The following is a 26,146-nucleotide window of genomic DNA, read 5'->3' as shown; positions in this document are numbered from 1 at the left end:
CGTCAGCCCGAGCCCGAGTCATCCCCTCATTCGGGCGCCATCTGCGTCAAACAAGGGTGTCGAGATGACCTTTGCCTTGCGCATCTGGCCCAGTATTTCGATCTTCGTTGCAAGCCCATCTGCTGCGCGTTCGGTTGGCAGAAAACCGATGGCGACGGACTTGCGGGCATAATGCGAATAACCGCCCGAGGTGCAAAAGCCCACAACCTTGCCGTCCAGCCAGATCGGTTCATAGGCGTTCACGTCAGCATCGACTGCATCGACTTCGAAGGCCACCAGCCTGCGCGCGGGGCCGTTGGCACGTTCCGCCTCGGCGGCGGCGCGGCCGATGAAATCGGCGTCCTTGCCAAAGGCGATGAAGCGATCCAGCCCGGTTTCGGCGGGGGTATAGTCGGGTGAGAATTCGCGCATCCACGAGCCGAAGAACTTGTCCAGCCGCAGGCTCATCATCGCGCGCATGCCGAAGGGGGTGATGCCGTGCGGTTGGCCGGCCTGCCAAAGCGTCCACCACAGCTGCCGCTGCGCCATCGGATCGCAGTAGATCTCGAACCCCAGGTCGCCGGAATAGCTGACCCGCTGCACGATGCAGTCGGTCATGCCGACGACCATGCGGCGCACGTCCATGAAGCGCATGTCGCTGATATCGGCGCGGGTGCAGGCAGCCAGAACCTCGCGGGCATTGGGGCCTGCAATCTGGAACCCGTTGCGTTTGTCGCTGATATTCTCGATGGTTATGCCGTCTTCCTGATGCTGCCGGAACCAGCGCATGTGGAAATTCTGCGCACCATATGAGGCGGTGAGCTGGAATTCCTCCTCGCCCAGGCACGACACGGTGAAATCCCCGATCAGCTTGCCCTTGGGCGACAGCATCGGCGTCAGCGACAGGCGGCCCGGCTTGGGGATGCGCCCGGTCATGATCCGATCCAGCCAGTCGCGGGCGCGGGGGCCTGTCACAAGGTATTTGCCGAAATTGTGCACCTCGTTGATGCCGACGCCCTCGCGCACGGCGCGCACCTCGCGGCCCGTTGCCGCGAAGGCGTCCGAGCGGCGGAAGGAGGGGGTTTCATAGGTCGGCTCGTCCTCCTGCGCGAAATAGTTCGGCACCTCGAGCCCGTATTGCTGGCCCCAGACCGCGCCCAGATCGCTGAAGATGTCATACATCGGCGTGGTGCGGTTGGGCCGCGCGGCGGGCAGTTCTTCGTTCGGGTAGGCGACAGAGAAGCGTTTCTGATAGTTCTCGATCACCTTGGGGCGGGTGTAGCCGGGGGTGATCCAGTCGCCGAAGCGGGCGACGTCCATGGCAAAGACGTCGCGCTCGGGCTCGCCCTCGATCATCCATTGCGCCAGCGTCAGGCCGACGCCGCCGCCCTGGCTGAAGCCGGCCATCACGCCGCAGGCCGACCAGTAGTTGCGCACGCCGGGCACTGGTCCGACCAGCGGATTGCCGTCGGGGGCAAAGGTGAAGGGGCCGTGGATTACCGATTTCACCCCGGCCTCGGCCAGAACCGGGAAGCGGCGATAGGCGAACTCGATCGAGTCGGTGATCTTGTCGAAATCATCAGGCAGCAGCTCGTGCCCGAACTCCCACGGTGTGCCGTCCACGGCCCAGGGCTTGCAGGGCTGTTCGTAGAACCCGATGCACAGGCCGCGCCCTTCTTGCCGCAAATAACTTTCACCGGCCGGGTCCATGACGTGCGGATGTTCGCCGCCCGCGTCGATGATCGCCTCGATCTGAGGGATGTTGTCGGTGACGAGGTATTGATGCTCCATCGGGTGCAGCGGGAAGTAGATGCCCGCCATCGCGCCCACCTCGCGCGCCCAGAGGCCGCCGGCGTTGACGATATGCTCGGCATGGATGGTGCCCTTGTCGGTGACCACGTCCCATGTACCGTCGGGGTGCTGGTTGGTCTCGCGCACCATGCAGTGGGTCTCGATCGTGGCGCCGCCCATGCGCGCGGCCTTGGCATAGGCATGGGTCGTGCCCGAGGGGTCGAGGTGCCCGTCCAGAGGGTCATAAAGCGCACCGATGATGCCGTCGGTGTTGGCGATGGGGGCGATCTTCTTGATCTCGTCGGGGCCGACGATCTCGGTTTCCAGCCCCATGAAGCGGTGCTTGGCGCGTTCGGCCAGCAGCATGTCGAACCGGTCCTGATTGTCGGCCAGCGTGATGCCGCCTACATGGTGCAGCCCGCAGGACATGCCGGTGATCTCTTCCAGCTCTTTATACAGCCGGATGGTATAGCCCTGCAGCGCGGCCATGTTGGTGTCGCCGTTGAGCGTATGAAACCCGCCCGCCGCGTGCCATGTCGATCCGCTGGTCAGTTCCGACCTCTCCAGCAGCATCACGTCGGACCAGCCCAGCTTGGTCAGGTGATAGAGCACCGAGCATCCGACGACGCCGCCCCCGATGACGGCAACCTGACAGGTGGTTTTCACAGTGTTCCTCCCCATGACTTTGGAAAAAACTGTAGAGCCGATGGGGATATTACTCGTCTGTTAGCGACAACAAGTGTCGCATGTCATCTATTGCACCAGCTTTGGATTTGCACAGCCTTCTCGCGCAGCCAATGTCGTCAAATCCTGTAGCCGAGGGCAAACAAACAGGCGGTCTGCGCCTCGTTCAGCACGACATCGCCCGGTGGTTTTTCGGCCTTGAAGGCTGCTTTTCCACTTTACTGCACAGCTGAAACAAAGTCGGGGTGATCAAACTGGCCCATCTCGCCCAGCTCCGTGCTTGGGTCGAACTGTGCGATGATCGGAATATCCGGGCCCGGTTCAGTGCAATTGGGTCGTTCAGTTGACGGCAGGCACTTGGGCAACGCGCGGAACATTTCAGAAAAATCGCAGGCGCTACAGGGGGCGCACTTTCAGTCCCGTGATACGGTTGCCTTCACGCGCCGTGACCTCGAACCGGAAACCGTGGAACGAAAACACCTGACCGACGTCAGGGATCATCTGGGCCTCGTGAATCACCAGACCGGCCAGCGTGTTCGCCTCGTCATCCGGCAGAGACCAGTCCAGCGCCCTGTTGGCATCCCGGATCGTCATGGATCCTTCAACCAGATACTGGCCATCTTCGGTGCGCATTACCGGCACCTCTTCGTCTATGTCGAACTCATCGGCGATCTCGCCCACGATTTCTTCAAGAATGTCTTCAAGCGTGATCAGGCCTCGCAGTGACCCATATTCATCCACAACCAATGCAAAATGGCTGTGCATCCGCAGGAATTCCCGCATCTGGTCGTCCAGCGTCGTGGTTTCGGGCACAAAGTAAGGGTCGTTTGCCACCTTTCCGATGTCAAAGCTTGCCAAACGGTCGGTCCCGCCGTCGCTGCTGCCTGCCTGCGCATACATGGCGCGAAAGAGGTCCTTGGCGTGGACAACACCCACGATGTTTTCCGGCTCGTCCCGGAACACAGGCAGACGGGTGTGGGGGCTTTGCAGACATTGTTTCAGGATTTCCTCTGGGGCGGCATTGGCGTCGATCATCTCGATATTCGATCGGTGCAGCATGATCTCTTCCACCGTCCGGTCGCCCAGATCCAGCGCACCCAAGATGCGGTCGCGGTCTTCCTTTTCGACCACGCCTTCGGAATGACCAAGTTGCAAGGCGCCGGCAATCTCTTCGCGTACAGCCAGAATGTTGCTGTCGGGATCGATCTGCACGCCGAACAGGCGCAACACACTGCGCACCAGCAGCCGCACCGCCGCCACAATGGGTGAAAACACTGTCACGACGACGCTGATGATCGGGGCAACAGCCGCCGCGGCCTTTTCGGAATTGGTGATGGCGTAGGTCTTTGGTAGCACTTCGGCAAAGATCAGCACCAGCAAAGTCATGACCAGGGTCGCCAACGCCACACCGCTTTCGCCGAATAAACGGGTGAACAAGGCCGTCGCCAGCGAGGCGGCCAGGATGTTGACAAGGTTGTTGCCCAGAAGAACCGAGCCGATCAGGCGTTCATTGTCATCGGTGATTTCCAGCGCCTTTTTTGCGCCCCGTGATCCCTTGTCGGCCTGCGCCCGCAGTTTTCCGCGAGACGAAGCTGTAAGCGCCGTTTCCGAACCCGAGAAAAAGCCGGACAAAACGAGCAACAAGAGGATCGCGCCTGACGTAATCCAGAATGTGCTGTCGATCAGAGAAGATGAGGGTTCCATTGGTCCTTGGTGGGTTAGGGTGACGCATCCGTTATGGGGATGCCGCGCTGCTGGATCAAGGGCTTAGCCCCGGTCTTCGTCAGGGTCTTTGCTCAGCGGGTGGTGTTGCAACACCAGTTCCGACAGCCGTTCATCCAGAACATGAGTATAAATCTCGGTCGTTGCAACGTCGGCATGACCCAACAAGGTCTGGATCGAACGCAGATCCGCGCCGTTGGCCAGCAGATGCGTGGCAAAGGCGTGGCGCAGGGTATGCGGGGTGACTTTCTCGGGTGAAACGCCACCCTGAACGGCCAGTTCCTTGACCAGCAGAAAGAATCTGTGCCGCGTCAGGTGGCCGGATTTGCCGCGCGACGGAAACAGAAAACGGGATATTTGACCGCCTTTCTCGACGGTCTGGTCTTCGGCTTGGTCCCGCGCGATCAACCAGGCAGCCAAAGCATCCCGCGCCGGTGGGGACAGGGGTACCATGCGTTCCTTGCCGCCTTTGCCCATCACCAGCAACATACGGGGATCGCCACGGGCCGAGGAAACGGGCAGGGACACAAGTTCGGTCACACGCATCCCGGTGGCGTACAGAACTTCCATCAAACAGGTATTGCGTATGCGATCGCCCTTGCTGCGCCCGGTTTGTCGGGCGGCTGCCAGAAGACGGTCGACTTCGGGCACGTCCAGCGTTTTGGGCAGTCGCTTCTGCCGCCCCGGACCTTTGATCTGAATGGCGGGGTTCGTCTCGCTCCAGCCTTCCTCGAATGCAAAGCGGTACAGCTGTTTTATCGCCGACAATCGCCGCGCGCGGGTGGAACGTGACAAGCCCTGTGCCTGGCAGTCGATCAGATAGGCCTCGATCTGATCACGATCTGCCTGATCGAATCCGGATCCCCTGTGCTGCAACCAGGATGCAAAGTCTTTCAGATCGCGACCATAGGCCAGCAAGGTATTTGTCGCCGCGCCAAGTTCCGCTGCCTGGGCCTGTAGAAAAGTCGAAATCCATAGCTCATTTGTCGCCGGAATAGCCATCTTCAGCGCTCTTGCAGGATCAACAGGCTCAGCGCGGCACGCCGCGCGGTGTCTTCCAGGCCCACGCGTCGGAAGGTTGCGATTGCTGCGGTCAGATCCACCAGATTGCCCCGTGCACCATGCGCAAACAACTGCATGGCTTCCAGTATGGCTTCACCAAGTTGACCATTGTCCAGCAAGGCGTCGATGTCGTTGGGTACGGGTGCCGCCCATGCAAACCCCTGAGAAACCGCGTCGGCCAACGGAGAAGGAGAAACCGCCCGCCCCGGATCACCCTGCGCCAGCGCCGCAAGAAACAGGGTATCGATCGAGTTGTTCGGCGCTGATTGTGCAGCCTGTTCGTACAGGCCAGACAGCATCAGAATGCGCCAGCGCAGGTTTTCAGTCGCCGGCACCGACAGCGAAACCTTTGACAGACGCTCGGCGAACAATTCGGCGAAGGGCACTTCAAGCCCGACGCTGCGCATCTGCTGCCAGACCGTCGGCAGCGTTTTTCCGATGGCTTCAGCGTTTCGCGTATCCAGCGCGCTTTCAAATCGTTGGATGGCTGCGACCCTGTCCCAAACTGTGCCGGACGCTGCCGGGGACCTTTCGGTATAAAGTCCAAGCAGTTGATTGGGCGTCAAAGCGCCAATGCGTGTAAGCCGTTCGGCGGCTTCGATCTGCGCTTTCCATCCGGCCACATCCCGAAGATCCGCGTTGGCGAAAGCGCGTGGCAACGAGGCGGAAGGAAGCCGTTCTCCGATCGCTTCGAACAGTCGGAAACTCAATGGATCCGGGTTTTCAGGTTGGGGCAGATAAGCCGCGCCTTCATAGAGTTCAGGGCTTAGAAAACGATCCAGAACCGCCAGCTCTGCCGGCGGCAGGATGTTCAGGGCATGCGCTGCCTCAAGCGTCAACGCTGCCGATGCCCAATCTCCGCGTCGGGCTTTGCAGAACACTTGCGCGGCGTAGTTCTTTGACAGGTGCGGATCGGCGATAAGGGCGGTGCAACTGCGATCCTCATCACCGGTCAGCAGCGTTGCGTCAAACCAACGCTGAAACCGATCCTGTGTATCGGTCGGCCCGGCCAGTTGAACCAGCGATTGCACGGGGTCAGCCGCGCCCAGTTGCATCAGACGGTCCAGCCGCGCCAGCAGCATAATCTCTTGCGCATCAGGGCCCGCCGGTGCGCGGGTTTCCGACAGAAGCAATGTAAACAACAGGCGTTGCATGGTCGGGTTGTCGCGAACGGGCGTCTTCGCGATCAGCTCCGCCAGCCGGTTCGCATCGCTGCCTTGCCACAAATCCACGGGCAACCCGGTGACGGATGATGCGACCAAGCCCAAAGGTTGCGACAACGCTTCAAGCGGCGTGACCTCAATTTCGGGCAATCCGCCGTTCTGTGCCACCGGCGGTTCCAGCAATACGGTTCCGGGCAGGTTTTCTGGTGGATCCGCAAGCCATTCGATCGCTGATAACGGGGTTTGCGCATGTGCCGATCCCGCCAGAAAGACCGCCAACAACGCCTGTTTACTTGACATCCAATACGACCGGTTCGCGGATTTCACTTTGAGGCGCAGAAAAATCCGCGCCAAAGAATGGGCCAACATAGGCGTAGGCGACCAGCCCAATGAATACCAGGCAAAGAACATATATCAGGAATTTGATCAGTCGGCCCATGGCCCCACGCTGCCTCAATTTTTGATTTTGGCCAAGTTATAACTGGCATTTTTTCCAAGATCACGTCATTCACGTTTAAATGAGCGAAATTAAGCATAACACACATTCGACAGACACACAGGGTGGTTTTGATCTGCACAAAACCGTGGTTCTGGTGGGTATGATGGGGGCTGGCAAGACTGCGGTGGGGCGCGCGTTGGCCGCACGTCTGGGTGTTCCGTTTCTGGACAGCGATGCCGAGATCGAATCAGCCGCCAACATGACCATTCCTGAAATCTTTGAGCGTGACGGCGAACCTTTCTTTCGCACCAAGGAATCGCAGGTCATCGGGCGCTTGCTGGATGAACAAAAAGGCATTCTTTCAACGGGTGGGGGGGCGTTTCTCCAGCCGGAAAATCGTCGCATCATCGCCGAAAAGGGTGCTGCCGTCTGGCTGCGCGCGGATCTGAATGTTCTGTGGAACCGTGTGCGCCACAAAGACACCCGTCCTTTGCTCCGCACGGCAGATCCTTATGCGACGCTGAAATCCCTCTACGAGGCCCGCGTGCCGGTTTATGCTCAGGCCGATCTGACAGTGGATTCGGATGGCGAGACCTCGATCGAAAATATGGTAGGCCGCGTTGTCGACGCTCTGTTGGCGCGCCCTGATGTTTTGGAACTCAAATAAATGCACCAAACAGTACATATGGACCTGGGTGACCGATCCTATGATGTTGAAATCGGTCCGGATCTTCTGACGCGGGCAGGGGGCTGGATATCACCACTTCTGGCCCGGCCAAAAGTCGCGGTTCTGACGGATGAAAACGTGGCCGGTCTGCATCTTGAGGCGCTGCGCGCCGGGCTGAATGCCGCGGGGATCGAGATGACCGCACTGGCGCTGCCCGCCGGAGAGGCAACCAAAAGCTGGCCGTATTTCGAGCGCGCCGTCGAGTGGCTGCTTGCAGAAAAAGTCGAACGCCGGGATGTCGTCGTAGCCTTGGGGGGCGGCGTCATCGGAGATCTGGCAGGCTTTGCAGCAGCGGTTTTGCGGCGCGGTGTTCGCTTTGTGCAGATTCCAACGTCATTGCTGGCGCAAGTGGACAGTTCGGTCGGTGGAAAGACCGGGATCAACGCACCACAGGGCAAAAACCTGATCGGCGCGTTTCATCAACCCTCGCTGGTTCTGGCGGATACCTCTGTTCTGGGGACCATGACCCAAAGAGACTTCTTGTCGGGCTATGGCGAGGTCGTGAAATACGGATTGCTTGGCGATGCAAAGTTCTTTGATTGGCTTGAGGCGCACGGGCCAAGCGTTTCCTCGGGTGACATGGCGGCCCGTGTGCATGCGGTGACGCGCTCGGTGCAAATGAAGGCCGACATCGTCGCGCGGGATGAAACCGAACAAGGTGACAGGGCTCTTCTCAATCTGGGTCACACGTTCTGCCACGCCCTGGAAGCTGCAACAGGGTATTCTGACCGCCTTCTGCATGGCGAAGGTGTGGCAATTGGCTGCGCGCTGGCGTTTGAGTTGTCGTCTCGGCTGGGTTTGTGTTCGCAAGAGGACCCAAGCCGGGTGCGCGCGCATTTGCGTGCGATGGGGATGAAGACGGATCTGGCCGATATTCCGGGCGAATTGCCAAGCGCCGAGGCGCTGGTGGATCTTATGGGACAGGACAAGAAAGTCGTGGATGGCCAGCTTCGGTTTATTCTGGCGCGTGGGATCGGAGAGGCGTTCGTGACCTCAGATGTGCCGAAAGATGCGGTTCTTTCGGTCCTGTCGGATGCGCTTGCCACGGCTTGACCTAAAAGCCTAGCGCCCCTGAATGACCATCAGTTCACCGATGTTCTCGCGCGTGATGTAACCCATCATGCGACCACCCCGAGTGACCACAGCGATGGCCGGAGCGCCGTTGTGCAAGTGCTCCAGAACGGTCTCGAGCCCGGTGGTAAGCGAAACTGCGGGGACCGCCGCGTCCATGATCGACGTGGCGGGCGCAGATCTGGGTTGGTCACTTGCCAGCGCAGCAAACAGCCGTTCACGCGTGACGAATCCCAGCAGGGCCTGGCTTGAGTCCAATACAGGGAATTCGTGTTGAGTGGTGTGGATCACGGCTTGCGCCGCGGTACTCAGCGTATCGTCGGGGGAAAGCGCGTGAAATTCCGTGATCATCGCGTCCCGCGCCAGAACCCGGCGCGCTGCGGATCGCAGGGCGACTTCCTGGCTTTCGGCGTTGGCGGCGATGAACACGAACACGGCGATGAGCACCAGAAACGGGTTGCCTGAACTCAGCCCCAAAAACCCCAGACCCACCGCAACGATCTGACCTCCGACAGCAGCCACGCGTGTTGCTTTGACGCGATCCATGCGCAGGCACAGAAGGGCGCGGAAAACGCGCCCTCCGTCCATGGGGAAGGCCGGGATCATGTTGAATACGGCCAGCAGCAGGTTGATGTAGGCCAGCCTGTTCAGAAACCCGATACCCGGTGAATCGATCTGGGAAAGCGTCTCGATCGGCACTCCTGCTCCGAAGGCGACCAGTATGACCCAGATCACGATGTTCACCGCCGGACCTGCAAGTGCCACAAGCACTTCTTGCATCGGTTTTTCCGGCATCCTTTCAAGACGGGCCAACCCGCCGATCGGCAACAATGTTATGTCTGGGGTCTTGATTCCAAAGCGCCGCGCCATGAGGGCATGACCGAATTCATGCGCGACCACACAGGCAAACAAGGCCAGAACAAACAACAGGTTGTCTATGGCGGCCGGCAGGCCACCGGCAGAATAGGCCGCAAAGCCCACCCAGGTCAGAAGCAGGAAAAACGTGACATGGACCCTCAGTTCGGACCCGAGCAATCGGCCGAGAGAAAAGGACCATGTCATGTCGTGTCTCCGAATTTCCTAGAACGGAATCTCGTCGTCGTCGATGCCACCCGATGCCGGTGCCGGGGAACTGGACGGACCGCCGTAAGGGTCTCCGTACCCGCTGCCACCGGCCTGGCCGCCGCCGTAACCACCGCCGCCGCCGCCGCCTTCGCCGCGGCTGTCGAGCAAGGTCAATTCACCGCGGTAGGGGCGCAGAACAACCTCGGTTGTATAACGGTCTTGCCCCGACTGATCCTGCCATTTTCGGGTTTCCAGCTGGCCTTCGATATAAACCTTGCTGCCTTTACGCAGATATTGCTCAGCAATACGGGCCAGCGGTTCCGAGAAGATGGCGACCGAGTGCCATTCCGTGCGTTCGCGGCGTTCGCCCGTGTTGCGGTCTTTCCAGGTCTCTGACGTGGCAATGCGTAGATTGCAAACCTTTCCGCCGTTCTGGAACGACCGGACCTCGGGGTCGCGGCCAAGATTTCCGACCAGAATGACCTTGTTGACTGAACCCGCCATGTAATTCCTCGTTCTGTTTTCGCGTATGTGCGCCGAATCTGGCGCGACTTGTTTCGTGAGACCCTATACGGCCTGCATCATGGATGAAAACAGTAGATACAACAGTGTTGGGCAAGAGTCTTACTTTGGTCTTTACCAAGCTTTCATTTTTTGTGGGAATACCTATAATCCGACTGGTTTCTTATCGAGCAGGATAGGCATTGATGCGTTCTTGGGTTGCTGGGTTTTCTGTTGTCTGCCTTGTGCTGGCCGTTTTGCCTGTGCAGGCGCAAACTCTGTCTACCAAAAGCCGCAAGGATATCTTCCTCAAGCAGTCGAAGATTCTGGATTCCCGTGCGGCGACGCAGTATCGCGACTCCGCGCGGTTGAAACCCAAGACATCCCGTACGCATACCGGCAAGCGATATACTGGCAAGTATCGCGGCCAGTATCTGGATCTGGCGAAACAGGCTGCCCGCCTTCACAACATTCCCGAAGACTTGTTCCTGCGCCTTGTTCAGCAGGAAAGCGGATGGAACCCGCACGCGAAGTCTCACAAGGGTGCTCTGGGATTGGCGCAATTGATGCCTCAGACCGCCGAGCTTTTGGGGGTCAACCCGCATGACCCCAAGCAGAATCTCGAAGGTGGGGCCAGATACCTGTCCTGGCAGTATCGCAAGTTCAAATCCTGGCCACTGGCTTTGGCCGCCTACAATGCTGGCCCAAAAGCGGTGGAAAAGCATGGCGGCATACCGCCATACAAGGAAACCCAGAACTACGTGAAGGTTATCTGGGGCGGTTAAACCCGATGCCGCGACGCAGAACGTCCGGTTCTTGATCCGACGCAACCAGTCCAACTAACCTGAAAGGGTATCGTCCAGCAACTGGTGAGGCCGCCTGATGCCTGTTGACCACCCTGAGATCCCGCAAGAAACGCTGGTTAACTGGCAGCAACTGGTTGATCTGGTCGCGGAATTGGCGGATGTGCCCGCAAGCCTGATCATGAAAACCGACGCACCGGATCACGCGGTGCTGATCACCTCGGATCATCCCGAAAACCCGTATCCGGTTGGTTTGAGTTTCCAGTTGAATCCCAAACTTTATTGTCAGGGCGTATTGCAACGGGACGGAGAACTGGTGGTTGAGGATGCAGCCTGCGATCCGGATTGGGCCGACAATGACGATCTGGAACATGGGATGACATTTTACATCGGCCTGCCGCTGAAATGGCCCGATGGATCGGTGTTCGGAACGATTTGTGTTCTGGATCGAAAGCAGAACCGGCGTGCCTTGTTGTTCCGCGAAGGGTTGGCGCAGTTCGCACGCATGGTCGAGTCGGATTTGGCTTTGTTGCAAGAGGTTTACCTGCGCCGCGCGCTGGAAGAGAAACTCAACGAAACACTGGCGCAGCTTGAAACCCGTGTCGCGGATCGTACCCGTGAATTGCAGGAAACCAACACGGCGCTGCGCGTTCTGCTGTCCAGTCTGGATGACGAACGCAAAAACCGCGATCACGAAATTGTCGAACAGGTGCGCGGCCGAGTTCTGCCCTATCTGGAAAAGGTTCGAACGCAGCTTTCCGGGGACGAAGCGCAGTATGTCTATCTTGAGTTGGCCGAGAAGAACCTGAACGAGATCACGTCTTCATTGTCGGACAAACTGACGGATGCGTTTGCAGCAATGACCCCGACCGAGATCGAGATTGCGCAGATGGTCATGTTTGGAAAAACAACCAAGGACATCGCCAAGGCCCTGTCCCGAGAAACATCGACAATCGATTTTCACCGCAACAACATCCGCCGCAAGCTGGGCCTTGAAGGGCGCAGCAAGAACCTGCGCAGTCATTTGCTCTCGATTTCGTGAACACGGAATATGGGGTTTTCCCCCATAATCCGCCCCCATTTTTTCGGTCTGAGCCAAGGTGCCTTGGCTTGTTACCTTTGGTTGGGACGTGCGGAAAACCTGCATATGTCCAACAGAGAGGTACACAAAAATGGATCGCAAAGATCTGAAACCAACCATCCTGAACGGGGACAAGGATGACCTGGCGCCGGGGCTGTCTCGCCGGTCGTTCTTTATGGCGGCGGGGGCTGCCGGTGTCGGTGCGACTGCTTCCGTACTGGGCGCGAGACCGGCTCAGGCGCAGTCTCAGGCGTGGCTACAGCCGGGCAACAACAACCACGTGATAGATCTGCAAGGCGCAACGGGTCAGGCCAGCACCGGGACGGTTGGCATCGACTATTATGGTCATTGTGCGATCAAGATCACCTCGCCCAATGGCGCAACAGTGCTGTTTGATCCCTGGCGCGATGATCCGTCGGGCGCTTGGGGGCTTTGGTTCCGCAACGAATTCCCGCAAATCCCGGTGGATATCACCCTGTCGACCCATGCCCATTTTGATCACGATGCGATTGAACGCCCAAGTTCGACCATGGTGCTGGATCGCATGGTGGGCAAGTTCGAGTTTGCAGACATCAAGATCACCGGTTTTGCCGACAAGCACGCCTGTGTCGCGCCCGGATGGTATGACTGGACCAATGCGCTGGCCGAGTTCGGTGTGGAAGCCTGCCCGCCGAACAACGTGGGCCACATGGATATGGTCGTCTATCTGGTCGAGACCGGCGGCATTCGAACGCTGATCTGGGGCGACAACCGCCACAACCCGCCACAGGAGTTCTGGGACGCGATCGGTCGGGTGGATGTTCTGACGCTGCCGGTTGATGGCTCGGAACATATCCTCAGCTTCGATCAGGGCAACGACATCGTATCCAAGCTCCAGCCCAAGGTGATCATCCCCACTCATTACCTGAATGAGGTCACATCCTACACGCTGACCACTCTGCAATCTGCCGACGACTGGGTGAAGGGGCAGCAGAGCTACAAGATGCTCGACAGTGCCAGCCTTCTGCTTGAAGCCGGTGGCATTGCAGGAATGAACCAGGAATTCATGCATTTCGGCAACAACGTCATGACCGGCTGACGAATTACCGGGGTCGCCACTCACGCCACTCCCAAGCGCCGCCTGTCTCCCCACGAACCGCGGCGCCAATAGAAAGGGCCGGTTCCTGACCGGCCCTTTCTCAAGGTTCAGAAACGGGTTTACTCCGCCGCGACTTTGATCACCGGCTCCATCCGGGCCAGAATATCTTCGGCCAGGTGGCATTTGATCTGGTGGCCATCCGCCAGCGTCTGCACCGGCGGCACGTGGGATTCGCACCGACCGTCAGGCACCTCGGATTTCCATCGGCAACGCGTCTGGAACGGACAGCCTGGTGGCGGGTTCATGGCCGAGGGAATATCGCCTTCCAGAACGATATGCTGCTTTTCGATCGAGGTATCCGCAATCGGAACCGCACTCAGCAACGCCTCGGTATAGGGGTGATAGGGCGGGGCAAAGACCTGATCCGTGGTGCCCAATTCCACAACATGGCCCAGATACATCACCATGACCCGGTCACTGAGGTAACGCACGATGGACAGATCGTGGCTGATGAACAGCAGCGTGGTCTTGTGCTGTCGCTGTATCTCCATCAACAGATCCGTCACGGCAGCCTGAACCGACACATCCAGCGCCGAGACGGGTTCGTCCGCCACAACGATACGTGCATCGCCGGCAAAGGCGCGCGCGATACCCACGCGCTGTTTCTGACCACCGGACAGCTGTCGCGGCATCCTGTCTGCAAAGGCGCGCGGCAGCTTCACCAGATCAAGCAATTCCAGCATCCGCTTCTTGCGCTCGGCTTCAGAGTTTCCGACACCAAAGATTTCAAGCGCCCGGATGATCTGACGGCCAACGGTCATCGACGGATTCAGCGTGTCGAACGGGTTCTGGAAAACCATCTGAACTTCGCCGATCGTCTTGGCATCGCGTTCTTCGATGGGCACCTGTTCGATGTTGCGGTTGTCCAGCAGGATCTGCCCGTCTGTGGCCGTCTCCAATCCCATAAGCACCTTGGCGAAGGTCGACTTGCCGCAGCCGGATTCCCCCACGATGGCCAGTGTCTCGGATTCGTGCGCCTCGAAGCTGAGCGTTTCGTTGGCCTTCACAACCTTCTTCTCACCGCCGCCAAACAAGGCATTTGCCGCAACCTCGTAATATTTCTTGAGGTTGTCCATTTTCAGAACCGTTCGGCCAATCTCACCCTTTTCTTTCTGATCGGCCAGCGCAAGTGGGGCGTTCCAGTCGATTTCCTGGAATTTAAGGCAGCGGGTGTGGTGCCGGTCATTTCCGGGAACGGCCTCCATCAGGATTTCCTTCGCGTCACAGCGCCCCTCTTCGAAATAGTCGCAGCGCGGTCCGAAGTTGCAACCCGGAGGCCGCTCGTGGGGCAATGGGAAGTTCCCCGGAATAGCCACCAGCGGACGCGTGTTCTTGTCAGCCCCCGGCAGCGGGATCGAACGGAACAGCGCCTGTGTATAAGGGTGCTGCATCTCGTCGAACACATCCTTGATCGAGCCACGCTCGACCGCTTCACCCGAATACATCACGCACAGACGGTCGCAGGTTTCCAGAACCAGCCCGAGATTGTGCGAGATGAACAACATCGAGGTGCCGTATTTCTTGCCCAGATCCTTGACCAGTTCAACCACGGCGGCCTCGACGGTCACGTCCAGAGCCGTTGTCGGCTCGTCCAGGATCAACAGCGCCGGTTTCGACATCAGCGCCATCGCAATCACGATCCGCTGCTGCTGACCACCCGACAGTTGGTGCGGAAACGAATTCAACATCCGTTCGGGGTCTGGCAGGCGAACGTCCGTCACCACTTCCAGCGCACGGGAATAAGCCTCTTCCTGACTTACCCCCTCGTGGATCATCGGCACTTCCATCAATTGTTTGCCGATCTTCATCGCCGGATTCAGCGATGCCATCGGCTCCTGATAGATCATCGCGATTTCATTGCCGCGAATGTCGCGCAGTTCTTCGGCCGACATCTCTGCCAGATCGCGGCCCTTGAACTTTATCGTGCCTCCGACGATGCGACCGTTCTTGCCAAGATCCTGCATAACGCCCAGTGCCACGGTTGATTTGCCACAACCGGATTCACCAACCAGCCCCACGGCTTCACCGGGCTCTACGCTGACCGAGAAATCCATAACGGCGGGGATTTCCCGCAGGCGGGTAAAGAATGAGATGGACAGCTTGTCGATCTCCAGGATCGGGCCGTCATAATCCGCCATTTTGCTCATTTTGCTTACTCCTCACCAAATGCGGGGATCCCCTTCATCTGGCCAAAAATATCCCGGGGGGTCCGGGGGGCTGGCCCCCCGGCCTCGATCACATCAGTCCTTCAGGCTTTCCTCGCGAAGACCGTCAGCCAGCAGGTTCAGACCAAGAACCAGCGACAGCAGTGCAAAGGCAGGAGGAAGGGCAGGGTGCAGGTAGATCGACAGCAGCTTGCGCCCCTCGTTGATCGTGGATCCCCAGTCCGGGCTTTCCGGCGGAAGGCCCAGTCCGAAGAAGCCCAAAGTCCCCAGAAGAATGGTGGTGTAACCGATGCGCAGACAGAAATCGACGATCAGGGGGCCGCGTGCGTTGGGCAGGATTTCCCAAAGCATGATGTACCACGGCCCCTCGCCGCGTGTCTGGGCTGCAGCCACGTAATCTCGGGTTTTGATATCCAGCGCCAGGCCGCGCACGATACGGAAGACCGTGGGCGAGTTGACGAAGACCACCGAGACGAACACCACCAGAATACCGCCGGGGATATCGAACAGGTCCAGATAGGTCGGCAGGCCCCAGATCCGGTAGGCGTCGGTATTGATGATGTAGCCACCGGTCGAAATCAGCGACAGATACAGCCAGATCGCAACACCCAGAACACCGATCAGCAACGGTGTACGGAAATTCGGGCGCGTGTAATAGCGTGAATTCAGCAATACGCCGATGAACAGGATCGGGAACACGAACAGTACGGCCGCCATGTAGTTCGGCACCCCGGTCGCCACGATCTCCGGTGTCACCAGCAGGTAGAACAGCAGGATCACCGGGAAGGCGAGGATCAGGTTGGCGAGGAAGGACAGGAATGTATCAAAACGGCCCCCATAGTAACCGGCGGGAAGCCCCAGCGTAATGCCGACCATGAAGGCGAACATCGTTGCCAGCGGTGCAATTTGCACCACAACCCAGGCCCCCTTGACCATCCGGCTGAATACGTCACGCGCCAGATTGTCACCGCCCAGAAGATACCAGGCATACTCGCCGTCCTCCAGATTTGGCAGAGGCGTTCCCGGCACTTTGTTCTTCATGCCAGAGATCTGTGTCAGCGGGTCATGGGTCACGATCAGATCAAGAGCGCCGAAGATGCCAGTAAAGACCCAGAACATCACAAGGCCAAAGCCGATCATTCCGATGGGACTGTCATACAGTTTGCCGTACAACCCCAACCGTCGTTTGAAGGCGATGGACATGGCGAACATGATGATCAGCGCGACCCATACAGGCAGGAATTGCTGAGAAATTGCGCCGATGATCCCTGCGCCAGTGCCCATCAGGATGCCCAGCACCAGATAAGCCACGGCCAATCCCACGCTGGCAAGGAAACTGTAGTGCAGCGCAAGCTGGATCAATCCACGGACACCGCCGCCAGAACTGACGGATCCATCCGGGTTCACGACAATCTGCTGTTCAGGCAAAAAGATACTGGCGATGATCCAGACCAGGATCGACAGGAAAAGTGCTGCCAGTGCGATCATCAGCAGTGGGTTCAGGAAGGCGATAGAGCCGGTCCAGGTTAGTGGTTCCATAATCTCACCCTCCTTATGAAATGCGAATGCGCGGGTTGAGGTAAACGTAGCCGATATCCGAGATCAGCTGCGTTATCAGAACCACGAAGACCGACACGACCGAGATCGCCAGCAGAAGCTGAATGTCGTTGTTGCCAGCGGCCTGAACCAGCGCCCAGCCGAAACCCTTGTAGTTGAACAGGGTTTCAACAATCACCACGCCGTTCAGCAGCCATGGGAACTGCAGCATGATAACCGTGAACGGCGCGATCAACGCGTTGCGCAAGGCGTGTTTCATGACGATGTTAGGGAACGAGACACCCTTCAGCCGTGCAGTCCGGATGTATTGCGCCGTCATCACTTCGGTCATCGAAGCGCGGGTCATCCGGGCGATATAGCCCATACCGTACAGCGCAATGGTAAGAACCGGCAGGAAGAAGTTCTCGAATGTCGGGTTCTCCATCGCTTGCGTCGCGGTTCCCTTGAACCATTTCAGCCCCACGGTGGACGAGGTGAAGATCGCGATGAAGATAACGCCCGATACGTATTCCGGTGTCGCTGTCGTGATGATTGAGAAGGTCGACAATGATCGATCCAGGGCTGATCCCTCTCGCATCCCGGCCAGTACACCAACGATCAAGGCGGAAGGCACCATCAGGACCAAAACCCAGAACATCAGGTAACCTGTGTTGCCCAAGCGCTTGCCAACGATGGTTCCGACTTCTTCCTTGAAAACGGTTGAGTATCCCCAATCGCCCTGAAGAACACCACAATATCTTGCCGTGTCCTCTGCAGTCGAACCGGGTCTTGTGCAGGTTCCCACGAACTGGCCATCTTCCAGTGTATTCTGGAACCCGGGCATCACGCCCAACCATTGGCCGTATTTAACGAGTGTCGGCTGCAAGTAGCCGCGGTTTTCCAACCAGGCTTCGACCTGCTCATCCGACATACGCTGGTTGCCCTGCGTTTTCGCCAGCTTTTCAAGGTTCGGGTATAGGTTGGTCAGGAAAAAGACGACGAATGTCAGACATAATGCCGTAAGCAGCATCACTCCGAACCGTCGTAGGATGAATAGTCCCATGGTGGCCCCTGTTGTTCAGGTATTCCGCAGATCATTGGACCATTTTCTGGCCTCGGACGTCCGACCCCGCGTCGGCAAGTCTGCGGCTGGAAAGGGGCGCCCGTGTCAGGCGCCCCTCGTGTGTGGATTGCAGTGCTTAGGCAGCCCAGCCCCACTTGTAGTGATGATGTTCGAAGGTCACATGCATGTCGGTTCCAACAAGACCCTCTTTCATGTGGCGATAGAGCGAGCGCCAATAGGGCTGAATAGTAACCCCATCTTCCTGAAGCAGTGCTTCGCCACGCGCCATGACTTCGCGACGCTTGTCCGCGTCGGCAATGGCCAGCGCCTCTTCCAGAATGGCGTCAAACTCGGGGCTCGCATAGCCGAACTCGTTCCAGGCTTCGCCCGTACGATAAGCAAGCGCCCAAATCTGAACACCCAACGGACGCGGGTTCCAGTTGGTCGAGCTGAACGGGTACTTGGCCCAGTCGTTCCAGAAGGTATTGCCCGGCAGAACGGTCCGCTTGACCTTGATTCCGGCATCGCGCAGCTGCGCGGCAACGGCATCTGTGGTGTTGCGGCGCCAGTCATCGTCGATCGAGATGATCTCGTGCTCGAAATCTCCAAAACCGGCTTCGTCCATCAGCGCCTTGGCTGCCGCGGGATCAACCTTTTGCGGTGGAAGCTCGGCATATTCCGGATGCAACGGTGCTACGTGATGGTTTTCCGCCGGCGCTCCGCGACCGCCATAGCCCAGTTCCAGACAAACTGAATTGTCTACGGCCATCTGAAGGGCCTGCCGGACACGTTTGTCCGCATAAGGCTTTTGCCCGTCGATCTCGGCCAGCTGGTTGGGACGAATAACGATGGTCGCGGCGGTTACCACTTCTGACTTCACATAGCCAAGCCCGTCCATCACGTCGATGAATTCACCCACCGATTCATACAACATGTCGACTTCGTCGGATTCCAGCGCCGCCAACCAGGCAGAAGGGTCGGTTCCGTAGTCGATGTACTCGATACGGTCCAGGGCAGGGCGGCCGTACACTTCTTCACCCCACCAGGTGTGATCCGGGTTGCGAACCAGAACGGCTTTTACGCCAACCTCAAGTTCGTCCATCAGATAGGGGCCGGTTCCAACATTGTTCAGCAGGTCAGTCTCGCTGAACGAGCTATGAACAATCGCGCCGGGATAGTCGGCCATGCCCGGAATAAGGGTGATATCCGGCTTTGGCAGGTTCAGTTTGACCGTGGTTGCGTCGACGACTTCGATGACACCCTCACCGGCCTGACCGGTATCCGCGTCGATCAGGGTTGCAAAGCGGCCCGCCATCGAGTTGGTTTCCGAGCTCTTGTCGCACCAGCGCGCAATGTTGCGGGCAACGTCGTCAGCCGTGAAATCGTCGCCGTTGTTCCACTTGACGCCCGGACGGACATTCAGAGTGTATTCGGTTGCGTCATCGTTGACTTCCCAGCTTTCCAGCAGCATGCCACGGAACGATCCGTCCGAGTTGTACTCGACCAGATATTCCAGCGTGCCGCGCGTCACGTTTGCGATCTGCGACCAGTCATAAGTTCTGGGATCTTTGAGGGCGCGGACTTCCTGCTGGACACGCAGCGTGCCGCCTTCCTGCTTTGCTGTTTCGGCCAAAGCAGGTGTCGGCAATCCGATCATGCCATAGGCCGCTGCGGCAGTAACCCCAAGACTGGTTGCACGCGTCATGAATTCCCTTCGGCTTAGCTTGCCGTCGCGGTATTCCTGAGCGTGCATCGCTGCCGCCCAGTGCACCTTGTCTTCGGTGGATACGGTATTCGTCATGGATGTCTCCCTGTGACACTGATTTTGTTGATTGATTATGGCTCTACGCGACCCGGTTTCTTACGGTCGCCAGAGTGAAGGATTTTGTTTCTTGGACTCTGTTCATCCCCATGTCGTTATTCGGCACCAGATTTCTGATAAGGTCAATGTTCGAAATCGTCATAAGTAGTACAAAAACGACATTCGCGATCCGTTGAAGTCGTGAAGACGCATTTCTTCCAGCAGCCCAAAACGATGCCGGTTTCCCCATTGTTTTCCCGGTTTGTTAAGGGAAACCGCAGTAAATCATTAAGTTCTCGTAAGCTTCGAGAGCTGGCGGGGCATCCTGCTTGTGCAATGTCAGACGTGCCGGGTATCACCTAGTGGGATCGACGTGATTCCAGGCCTTCATTCGGGCGCGAAACCAGGTGCGCTGACGCTTGGCGAATTGACGCGTCGCTATGGTTGCGCGCTCTCGCGCCTGATCCAAAGTCATCGCGCCGTCCAGATATGCCCTGAGTTCCGGCACGCCTATGGCCTTGCAGGACGGAAGGGTGGGATCGAACCGGTCCTGCATGGCACGCACTTCCTCGATCGCGCCCTGTTCCAGCATCTGGTCAAAGCGGCGTTCTATCCTGTTCAGCAGCCATGCTTTATCAACGTCAAAAACGATCGGCAGGGTCTCGTTCAGCGGAAGTGCCGGTGGGGGCGTTTCGGCTTGCCACGACAACAGGCTGCGACCTGTGGCGCGCTGCACCTCCCATGCGCGTTGCACGCGGGCACGGTTGTGAATGTCCAGCTTTGCAAGCGTGTCTGCATCGACCCCCTCCAGAAGGTCTACCATGGGCGTCTGATCGGCCTCGGCCCGAACTTCGGGTGGCGTCGCAGGAATTTGGGCCATGCCTTCGGTCAGGGCCGAGAAATACAATCCGGTCCCACCGACAATGATCGGGCGCTGGTGCCCCGTTAACAGAGGCAGGACCTCTCGCAGCCAATGGCCGGTAGAATAATCCTGATCATAGGCGACGTGCCCGTACAACAGATGCGGCGCGCGGGCTTCTTCCTGGGCGGACGGCCGGGCCGAGATGACACGCCAGCAGTCATAAACCTGGCTCGCATCCGCATTGACGATAACCCCGCCATGGCGTTCGGCGATCTCCAGCGCCAGTGCTGATTTCCCGGACGCCGTGGGCCCCGCGATCAGAACCGGCTTGTCGTCCGGAACAGGCGGCAGTTGCCGAAAAAGCAGGTCTGTTGATCGCCGGGTCATGCGCGGTTGCCTCTATCCTCACCAACCGCATTGAACCTGCGGAGCTTTTGCTTCATTTTGCGCCGGAAATTAACCCCGTGCCAGCCCGGAGCGCAACATGAGCCTTTCCCCTTCTTCTGAAACAGCCGAGACCCCGAAAACAAAGTACAATCGGGTCATGTTGAAAATCTCAGGCGAAGCATTGATGGGGGATCAGGGATTCGGCTTGCACCCACCAACAGTTCAACGCATCGCGCAAGAAGTGAAATCGGTTCACGATCTGGGCGTTGAGATTTGCATGGTCATCGGCGGTGGAAACATTTTTCGCGGCCTGAGCGGTTCAGCCCAGGGCATGGAACGGACAACGGCGGATTATATGGGCATGTTGGCCACGGTGATGAACGCGCTGGGGATGCAATCCGCACTGGAAGAGATCGGAGTGTTCACCCGCGTGATATCGGCCATTCGCATGGACGAGGTGTGCGAACCCTATATCCGCCGCCGGGCTGTTCGACACCTCGAGAAGAAGAGGGTCTGTATCTTCGCCGCCGGTACTGGCAACCCGTATTTCACGACAGACACCGCAGCCACCCTGCGCGCCAACGAAATGGCGTGCGAGGCGATCTTCATGGGCAAGAACGGAGTGGATGGCGTATATGACAAAGACCCAGCGGAACACGCTGACGCCGTACGCTATGATACCGTGACCTATGATGACGTGCTGGCCAAACGGTTGCGGGTCATGGATGCTTCGGCCATCGCGCTGGCACGCGACAACAATCTGCCCCTGATCGTCTTTGGGCTTGATGAGCCCGGCGGCTTCCGCGGAATTCTCGCGGGCGAGGGGACCTATACCAAGGTTCAGGGTTGAAGCCAAAGGAGTCGCCTGACAATTCCGCAAGCTTTCAAAGCCCCGGCATCGAGCCGGGGCTTTTTTGTTTTGCTTTCGCTTGACGGTTGTGAACGGCCCTGTCTAAGTATCGCTGTCCTTCCAAGACGAAGGGCTGCCCCGTGTTTCGTCGGCCAAAGGCCCAAGCACAGGCTGGGCTGGAAGACCTGCCATGATTTCTGAGATGTCCGGAAACATGCGCGGGCATCTCATTGATCTGACTGCACAACTAAGGAGCAATGAGGCATGAAATCTCTGGATATCGATTTCGTTCGGGCGCAGTTCCCGGCCTTTTCAGAACCCAGCCTGCAAGGGCAGGCGTTCTTCGAAAATGCAGGTGGGTCTTACACCTGCAAACCAGTAATCGACCGGCTGACGCGGTTCTACACGCAGCGCAAGGTTCAGCCTTACGCCCCATATGAGGCCAGCCGCCTTGCGGGCGCCGAAATGGACGAGGCGCGTGCGCGTATGGCTGCAATTCTGGGAGTCGACACGGATGAGTTGAGTTTTGGCCCTTCAACCACCCAGAACACCTATGTCCTGGCGCAGGCGTTCCGGCAATGGATGAAGCCCGGCGAGGCGATCGTCGTGACCAATCAGGATCACGAAGCCAACTCTGGCCCATGGCGTCGTCTGGTCGAGGCCGGGATAGAGGTGAGGGAATGGCAGATCGACCCCGAAACCGGGTCGCTGAACCCTCAGGATCTGGAAAACATGCTGGACGAAAAAGTGCGTCTGGTCTGTTTCCCGCATTGCTCAAATGTCGTTGGCGAGATCAATCCGGTCACCGAGATCACTGCTATTGCGCATGCGGCGGGTGCGTTTGTCTGCGTTGACGGCGTATCCTACGCCCCGCACGGATTTCCGAATGTTGGTGATCTGGGGCCGGATATCTATTTGTTTTCTGCCTACAAGACCTATGGCCCGCATCAGGGGTGCATGGTCATCCGCCGCACATTGGGTGAGCTGTTGCCCAACCAGGCGCATTATTTCAACGGTGACGTCCTTTACAAGCGGTTCACCCCGGCTGGCCCCGATCACGCGCAGATTGCGGCCAGTGCAGGCATGGTGGATTATGTTGAGCTGCTTTGCGCCCACCATGGCGGGCCCGAGACGGGCGCGGCGGAACAGGGCGTATTTGTCCACGATCTGATGCGATCACACGAAGTGTCGTTGCTGCAACCGGTTCTGGATGCGGTAAAGGATCGAAACGCTGTGCGCCTGATCGGTCCTTCCGATGCCAGCCGGCGCGCGCCCACCGTCGCGCTTTCGTTGAACCGTCCGGCTGAACCGGTTGCGGCGGAACTGGCGCAATACGGTGTCATGGCGGGTGGCGGAGACTTCTATGCGGTGCGCCCCTTGCAGGCGATGGGCGTCGACCCGGCGCAGGGTGTTTTGAGGGTCAGCTTCACTCATTACACCACGAAGCAGGAAGTTGATCAGCTTTTGGAGGCTCTTGAGCGCGTTTTGTGATCCACTACTCTTGAGGGTGCGTAGAAATCAAAAAACCTCAAGGGCGTATTGTGAAGCAACAGCAGGCTCCGATCATTTTGTGGTTTCGACGGGACTTGCGTTTGTCGGACCACCCCGCGTTGACTGCGGCGGCCGAAAGTGGCCGTCCGGTCATACCTTTGTTTATTCATGACCATCTGGTCGAACAGATGGGGGCCGCGCCGAAGTGGCGGTTGGGCTTGGGGTTGGAGGCTTTCAAAGCGTCACTGGCCGATATGGGCAGCCGACTTATTTTCCGACGCGGCGCCGCGCTTGAACAGGTGCAGCAGGTTGTGGCCGAGACCGGCGCAACCTCCGTCTTCTGGTCCCGCGCTTACGATCCGGCCTCAATCGAACGTGACAGGAAGATCAAGTCTGTGCTTACAAAAGAAGGAGTGACGGCAAAGTCATTTGCCGGGCATCTTCTTTTCGAACCGTGGACCGTCGCCACCAAGTCGGGGCATCCATTCAGGGTCTACACACCCATGTGGCGTGCGGTTCAGGGGCGGGATGTACAATTTCCCAATGCGCGGGTTGCCGATTTGCAGGCCCCGGTGTCGTGGCCCGCTTCTGACAAATTGAGCGATTGGCAGATGGGGAATGCCATGAACAGGGGCGCGGCCGTCGTTCGCCCTCATGTAAAACCCGGCGAACAGGCCGCTCTGGATCATCTAGAGGCGTTTCTTGAGCGAATTTCTCACTATTCCAACAACCGGGACAGGTTGGATCAGGACGGAACGTCCAACCTGTCGGAATACCTGTCTTTGGGTGAAATTGGGCCGCGTACAGTCTGGCATATGGTCCAAAGGGCCGCATTGACCGGTACACCCGGTGCCGATGCCTATCTACGTCAACTCGTCTGGCGCGAGTTTGCCTATCACCTGATGTATCACACGCCCCAACTGGTGGCTTCCAACTGGAAGCCGGAATGGGACAGTTTTCCCTGGAATACTGATCCGGACCATCCCGAAGTCACTGCGTGGCGGCAGGCCAGAACTGGAATACCTGTTGTCGATGCCGGGCTGCGGCAAATGTATGTGACGGGTCGAATGCACAACCGGGCGAGGATGATTGTCGCAAGCTATCTGACCAAGCACCTGATGACTCATTGGAAAATAGGGATGACATGGTTCGAGGATTGCCTGATCGACTGGGATCCGGCCTGCAATGCCATGGGCTGGCAGTGGGTTGCTGGATCTGGGCCCGATGCATCCCCGTTTTTTCGGATTTTCAATCCCCAGACGCAAGCCGAAAAATTCGATCCTGACGGGAATTTTACGCGTCGCTGGATCGCTGAAGGTTACACCGAACCCAGTCAATCCGCTTTGTCGTATTTTGATGCCGTCCCGCGTTCATGGGGGCTGCGGCCGGATGCGGATTACCCCAAACCCATAGTCGAATTGCCCGAAGGGCGGACCCGCGCGTTACGCGCATATGAAAGCCGAAAACCCCACTAAGGAACTGAAAACTTGCCAGAAACAATTTCGCCGCCTAGCTTTGTGGGCGTACCGCAGAGGGGAGAGCGGATGATCCTGACGACGACCGAAGGGCAAAAAGACCTGCCCAGATATTTTACCCAGGTCTTTAAAATGTTGAACCGGATGGAAACCGGGCGTCTTGATATCAGACTTCCCGACGGTCGCACGTTTCGCGCAGAAGGCGCAAAGGCCGGGCCGGTGGCACAGGTCGATATTCACGACGACGATGTCTTTGCGCGCCTGATCCGCGAAGGAGAACTGGGTTTCTCCGATGCGTATCTGGACGGACATTGGAGTACACCCGATCTGCGATCTTTCATGGATCTTGTGCATCTTGGAACCGAGACCGTTTATGACGGGTTTACGGGCCAGTTTCTTGTTCAGGCCTATGAACGGCTTCGGTTCTGGCTGCACAGAAACAACAGGGCCCAAGCCAAGAAGAATATCTCGTATCACTACGATCTGGGTAACGACTTTTACAGTTCTTGGCTGGATGACACGATGACCTATTCCAGCGCGATTTTTGAGTCTGGGCAGGAAAGCCTCGAGAAGGCCCAGATCGCCAAATACGCAAGTCTTGTGGATGAGATGGGTGCCAAACCGGGTGACCATGTACTGGAGATCGGATGTGGCTGGGGCGGCTTCGCGGAATATGCCGCAAAGGAACGAGGTTTGCGTGTCACCGGCCTGACCATAAGTGAGGAGCAATTCAAGTACGCCAAGGAACGTATTGAAAAAGCTGGTCTATCAGATCGGGTTGAATTCAAGCTGCAAGACTATCGGGACGAACGCGGGGTCTATGACGGCATCGCTTCGATCGAAATGTTCGAGGCCGTGGGTCAGAAATACTGGCCGGTCTATTTCGAAACCGTTCGTGAGAGGTTGAAGCCCGGTGCCCAGGCAACCTTGCAAATCATCACGGTGGGTGATCACCGCTGGGATTTTTACAAGAACGGCGTTGATTTCATTCAGAAATATATCTTTCCCGGCGGGATGCTTCCGTCGCCGACCATCCTGCGTCAGCAGATCGATCAGGCCGGGTTGAAAGTCGTGCATTCGAAGGAATTCGGGAAAAGCTATGATCTGACTCTGCGCCGTTGGTATGAAACGTTCAACGACAAATGGGATCAGATCTCGGACATGGGGTTTGATGAGCGTTTCCGCCGCATGTGGAATTATTATTTGACTGCGTGCGGTGCGGCCTTTGACACGGGCAATTGCGATGTGACACAGATCACAATAGCAAAACCAAGTTAACTCACGGACCGT

General features: G+C 58.1%; 20 protein-coding genes. 9 read left to right on the top strand and 11 right to left on the bottom strand.

Annotated elements, in window-relative coordinates; translation table 11 throughout:
- Nucleotides 1-18 precede the first annotated feature (18 nt).
- The 4 genes from GS605_RS06430 to GS605_RS06415 all read right to left on the bottom strand — a co-directional run bounded on the left by GS605_RS06430 (nt 19) and on the right by GS605_RS06415 (nt 6,701).
- The gene (locus GS605_RS06430) at nt 19-2,436 is read right to left on the bottom strand and encodes an FAD-dependent oxidoreductase (protein ID WP_171723410.1); all 2,418 of its coding nucleotides are present in this window, start codon (nt 2,434-2,436) and stop codon (nt 19-21) included.
- A 414-nt stretch (nt 2,437-2,850) separates the two neighbouring features.
- Nucleotides 2,851-4,158: an HlyC/CorC family transporter gene (locus tag GS605_RS06425; protein WP_171723409.1), complete on the bottom strand. Its 1,308-nt coding sequence runs from the start codon at nt 4,156-4,158 to the stop codon at nt 2,851-2,853.
- A gap of 63 nt (nt 4,159-4,221) precedes the next feature.
- Nucleotides 4,222-5,178: a site-specific tyrosine recombinase XerD gene (locus GS605_RS06420; RefSeq protein WP_171723408.1), complete on the bottom strand. Its 957-nt coding sequence runs from the start codon at nt 5,176-5,178 to the stop codon at nt 4,222-4,224.
- A gap of 2 nt (nt 5,179-5,180) precedes the next feature.
- Nucleotides 5,181-6,701, bottom strand: a complete 1,521-nt coding sequence (locus tag GS605_RS06415) for a hypothetical protein (protein WP_171723407.1) — start codon at nt 6,699-6,701, stop codon at nt 5,181-5,183.
- A gap of 218 nt (nt 6,702-6,919) precedes the next feature.
- Here GS605_RS06415 and GS605_RS06410 point away from each other — a divergent pair, with 218 nt between their 5' ends.
- Both GS605_RS06410 and aroB read left to right on the top strand, forming a co-directional pair.
- Nucleotides 6,920-7,507: a shikimate kinase gene (locus GS605_RS06410; protein WP_171116289.1), complete on the top strand. Its 588-nt coding sequence runs from the start codon at nt 6,920-6,922 to the stop codon at nt 7,505-7,507.
- Nucleotides 7,508-8,620 (top strand): 3-dehydroquinate synthase, encoded by a 1,113-nt coding sequence (aroB, locus tag GS605_RS06405; RefSeq protein WP_171723406.1) that lies wholly within the window; start codon nt 7,508-7,510, stop codon nt 8,618-8,620. It begins immediately after the preceding gene.
- A gap of 9 nt (nt 8,621-8,629) precedes the next feature.
- Here aroB and GS605_RS06400 read toward each other — a convergent pair whose 3' ends face one another.
- Both GS605_RS06400 and ssb read right to left on the bottom strand, forming a co-directional pair.
- On the bottom strand, nt 8,630-9,700 hold the full coding sequence (locus GS605_RS06400; protein ID WP_171723405.1) for a site-2 protease family protein: 1,071 nt from the start codon (nt 9,698-9,700) through the stop codon (nt 8,630-8,632).
- Nucleotides 9,701-9,718: 18 nt separating this feature from the next.
- Nucleotides 9,719-10,207, bottom strand: a complete 489-nt coding sequence (gene ssb / locus GS605_RS06395) for a single-stranded DNA-binding protein (RefSeq protein WP_171723404.1) — start codon at nt 10,205-10,207, stop codon at nt 9,719-9,721.
- Between the two features lie 203 nt (nt 10,208-10,410).
- On the opposite strand from ssb, the gene GS605_RS06390 reads away from it, so the two are divergent.
- The 3 genes from GS605_RS06390 (at nt 10,411) to GS605_RS06380 (ending at nt 13,166) form a co-directional block, all read left to right on the top strand.
- Entirely contained in the window at nt 10,411-10,989 is a 579-nt protein-coding gene (locus GS605_RS06390) for a lytic transglycosylase domain-containing protein (RefSeq protein ID WP_171632935.1), read from the top strand.
- A 97-nt stretch (nt 10,990-11,086) separates the two neighbouring features.
- A complete protein-coding gene (locus GS605_RS06385) occupies nt 11,087-12,049 on the top strand; it encodes a LuxR C-terminal-related transcriptional regulator (protein WP_171632933.1) in 963 nt (320 codons plus the stop codon).
- Between the two features lie 130 nt (nt 12,050-12,179).
- A complete protein-coding gene (locus tag GS605_RS06380) occupies nt 12,180-13,166 on the top strand; it encodes an MBL fold metallo-hydrolase (protein ID WP_171723403.1) in 987 nt (328 codons plus the stop codon).
- Between the two features lie 119 nt (nt 13,167-13,285).
- Here the strand turns inward: GS605_RS06380 and GS605_RS06375 are convergent, their stop codons facing one another.
- The 5 genes from GS605_RS06375 to miaA form a co-directional block, all read right to left on the bottom strand.
- Nucleotides 13,286-15,373, bottom strand: coding sequence for an ABC transporter ATP-binding protein (locus GS605_RS06375; RefSeq protein WP_152457768.1), 2,088 nt, complete (start codon nt 15,371-15,373; stop codon nt 13,286-13,288).
- Nucleotides 15,374-15,466: 93 nt separating this feature from the next.
- Nucleotides 15,467-16,930: an ABC transporter permease gene (locus GS605_RS06370; protein ID WP_171723402.1), complete on the bottom strand. Its 1,464-nt coding sequence runs from the start codon at nt 16,928-16,930 to the stop codon at nt 15,467-15,469.
- Between the two features lie 13 nt (nt 16,931-16,943).
- Complete coding sequence (locus GS605_RS06365) at nt 16,944-17,990, bottom strand: ABC transporter permease (RefSeq protein WP_152457770.1); 1,047 nt, start codon at nt 17,988-17,990, stop codon at nt 16,944-16,946.
- A gap of 136 nt (nt 17,991-18,126) precedes the next feature.
- Nucleotides 18,127-19,791 carry an ABC transporter substrate-binding protein gene (locus GS605_RS06360; protein ID WP_171723401.1) on the bottom strand — a complete coding sequence of 555 codons (1,665 nt, stop codon included), beginning with the start codon at nt 19,789-19,791 and terminating at the stop codon, nt 18,127-18,129.
- Nucleotides 19,792-20,146: 355 nt separating this feature from the next.
- Nucleotides 20,147-21,040 (bottom strand): tRNA (adenosine(37)-N6)-dimethylallyltransferase MiaA, encoded by an 894-nt coding sequence (gene miaA, locus GS605_RS06355; protein WP_171723400.1) that lies wholly within the window; start codon nt 21,038-21,040, stop codon nt 20,147-20,149.
- Nucleotides 21,041-21,137: 97 nt separating this feature from the next.
- Between miaA and pyrH the strand changes: the two genes are divergently transcribed.
- The 4 genes from pyrH to GS605_RS06335 all read left to right on the top strand — a co-directional run bounded on the left by pyrH (nt 21,138) and on the right by GS605_RS06335 (nt 26,134).
- Nucleotides 21,138-21,890 carry a UMP kinase gene (pyrH, locus tag GS605_RS06350; RefSeq protein WP_152457773.1) on the top strand — a complete coding sequence of 251 codons (753 nt, stop codon included), beginning with the start codon at nt 21,138-21,140 and terminating at the stop codon, nt 21,888-21,890.
- Between the two features lie 264 nt (nt 21,891-22,154).
- Nucleotides 22,155-23,381 (top strand): aminotransferase class V-fold PLP-dependent enzyme, encoded by a 1,227-nt coding sequence (locus GS605_RS06345; RefSeq protein ID WP_171723399.1) that lies wholly within the window; start codon nt 22,155-22,157, stop codon nt 23,379-23,381.
- Between the two features lie 50 nt (nt 23,382-23,431).
- The gene (locus tag GS605_RS06340; RefSeq protein WP_171723398.1) at nt 23,432-24,856 is read left to right on the top strand and encodes a deoxyribodipyrimidine photo-lyase; all 1,425 of its coding nucleotides are present in this window, start codon (nt 23,432-23,434) and stop codon (nt 24,854-24,856) included.
- A gap of 69 nt (nt 24,857-24,925) precedes the next feature.
- Complete coding sequence (locus GS605_RS06335; RefSeq protein WP_171723397.1) at nt 24,926-26,134, top strand: cyclopropane-fatty-acyl-phospholipid synthase family protein; 1,209 nt, start codon at nt 24,926-24,928, stop codon at nt 26,132-26,134.
- Nucleotides 26,135-26,146 lie beyond the last annotated feature (12 nt).

This window comes from Ruegeria sp. HKCCD7559 (assembly GCF_013110575.1).
Taxonomy (GTDB): Bacteria; Pseudomonadota; Alphaproteobacteria; order Rhodobacterales; family Rhodobacteraceae; genus Ruegeria.
The sequence above is the reverse complement of the archived record's forward strand: the minus strand, read 5'-3'. Positions and strand labels throughout refer to the sequence as shown.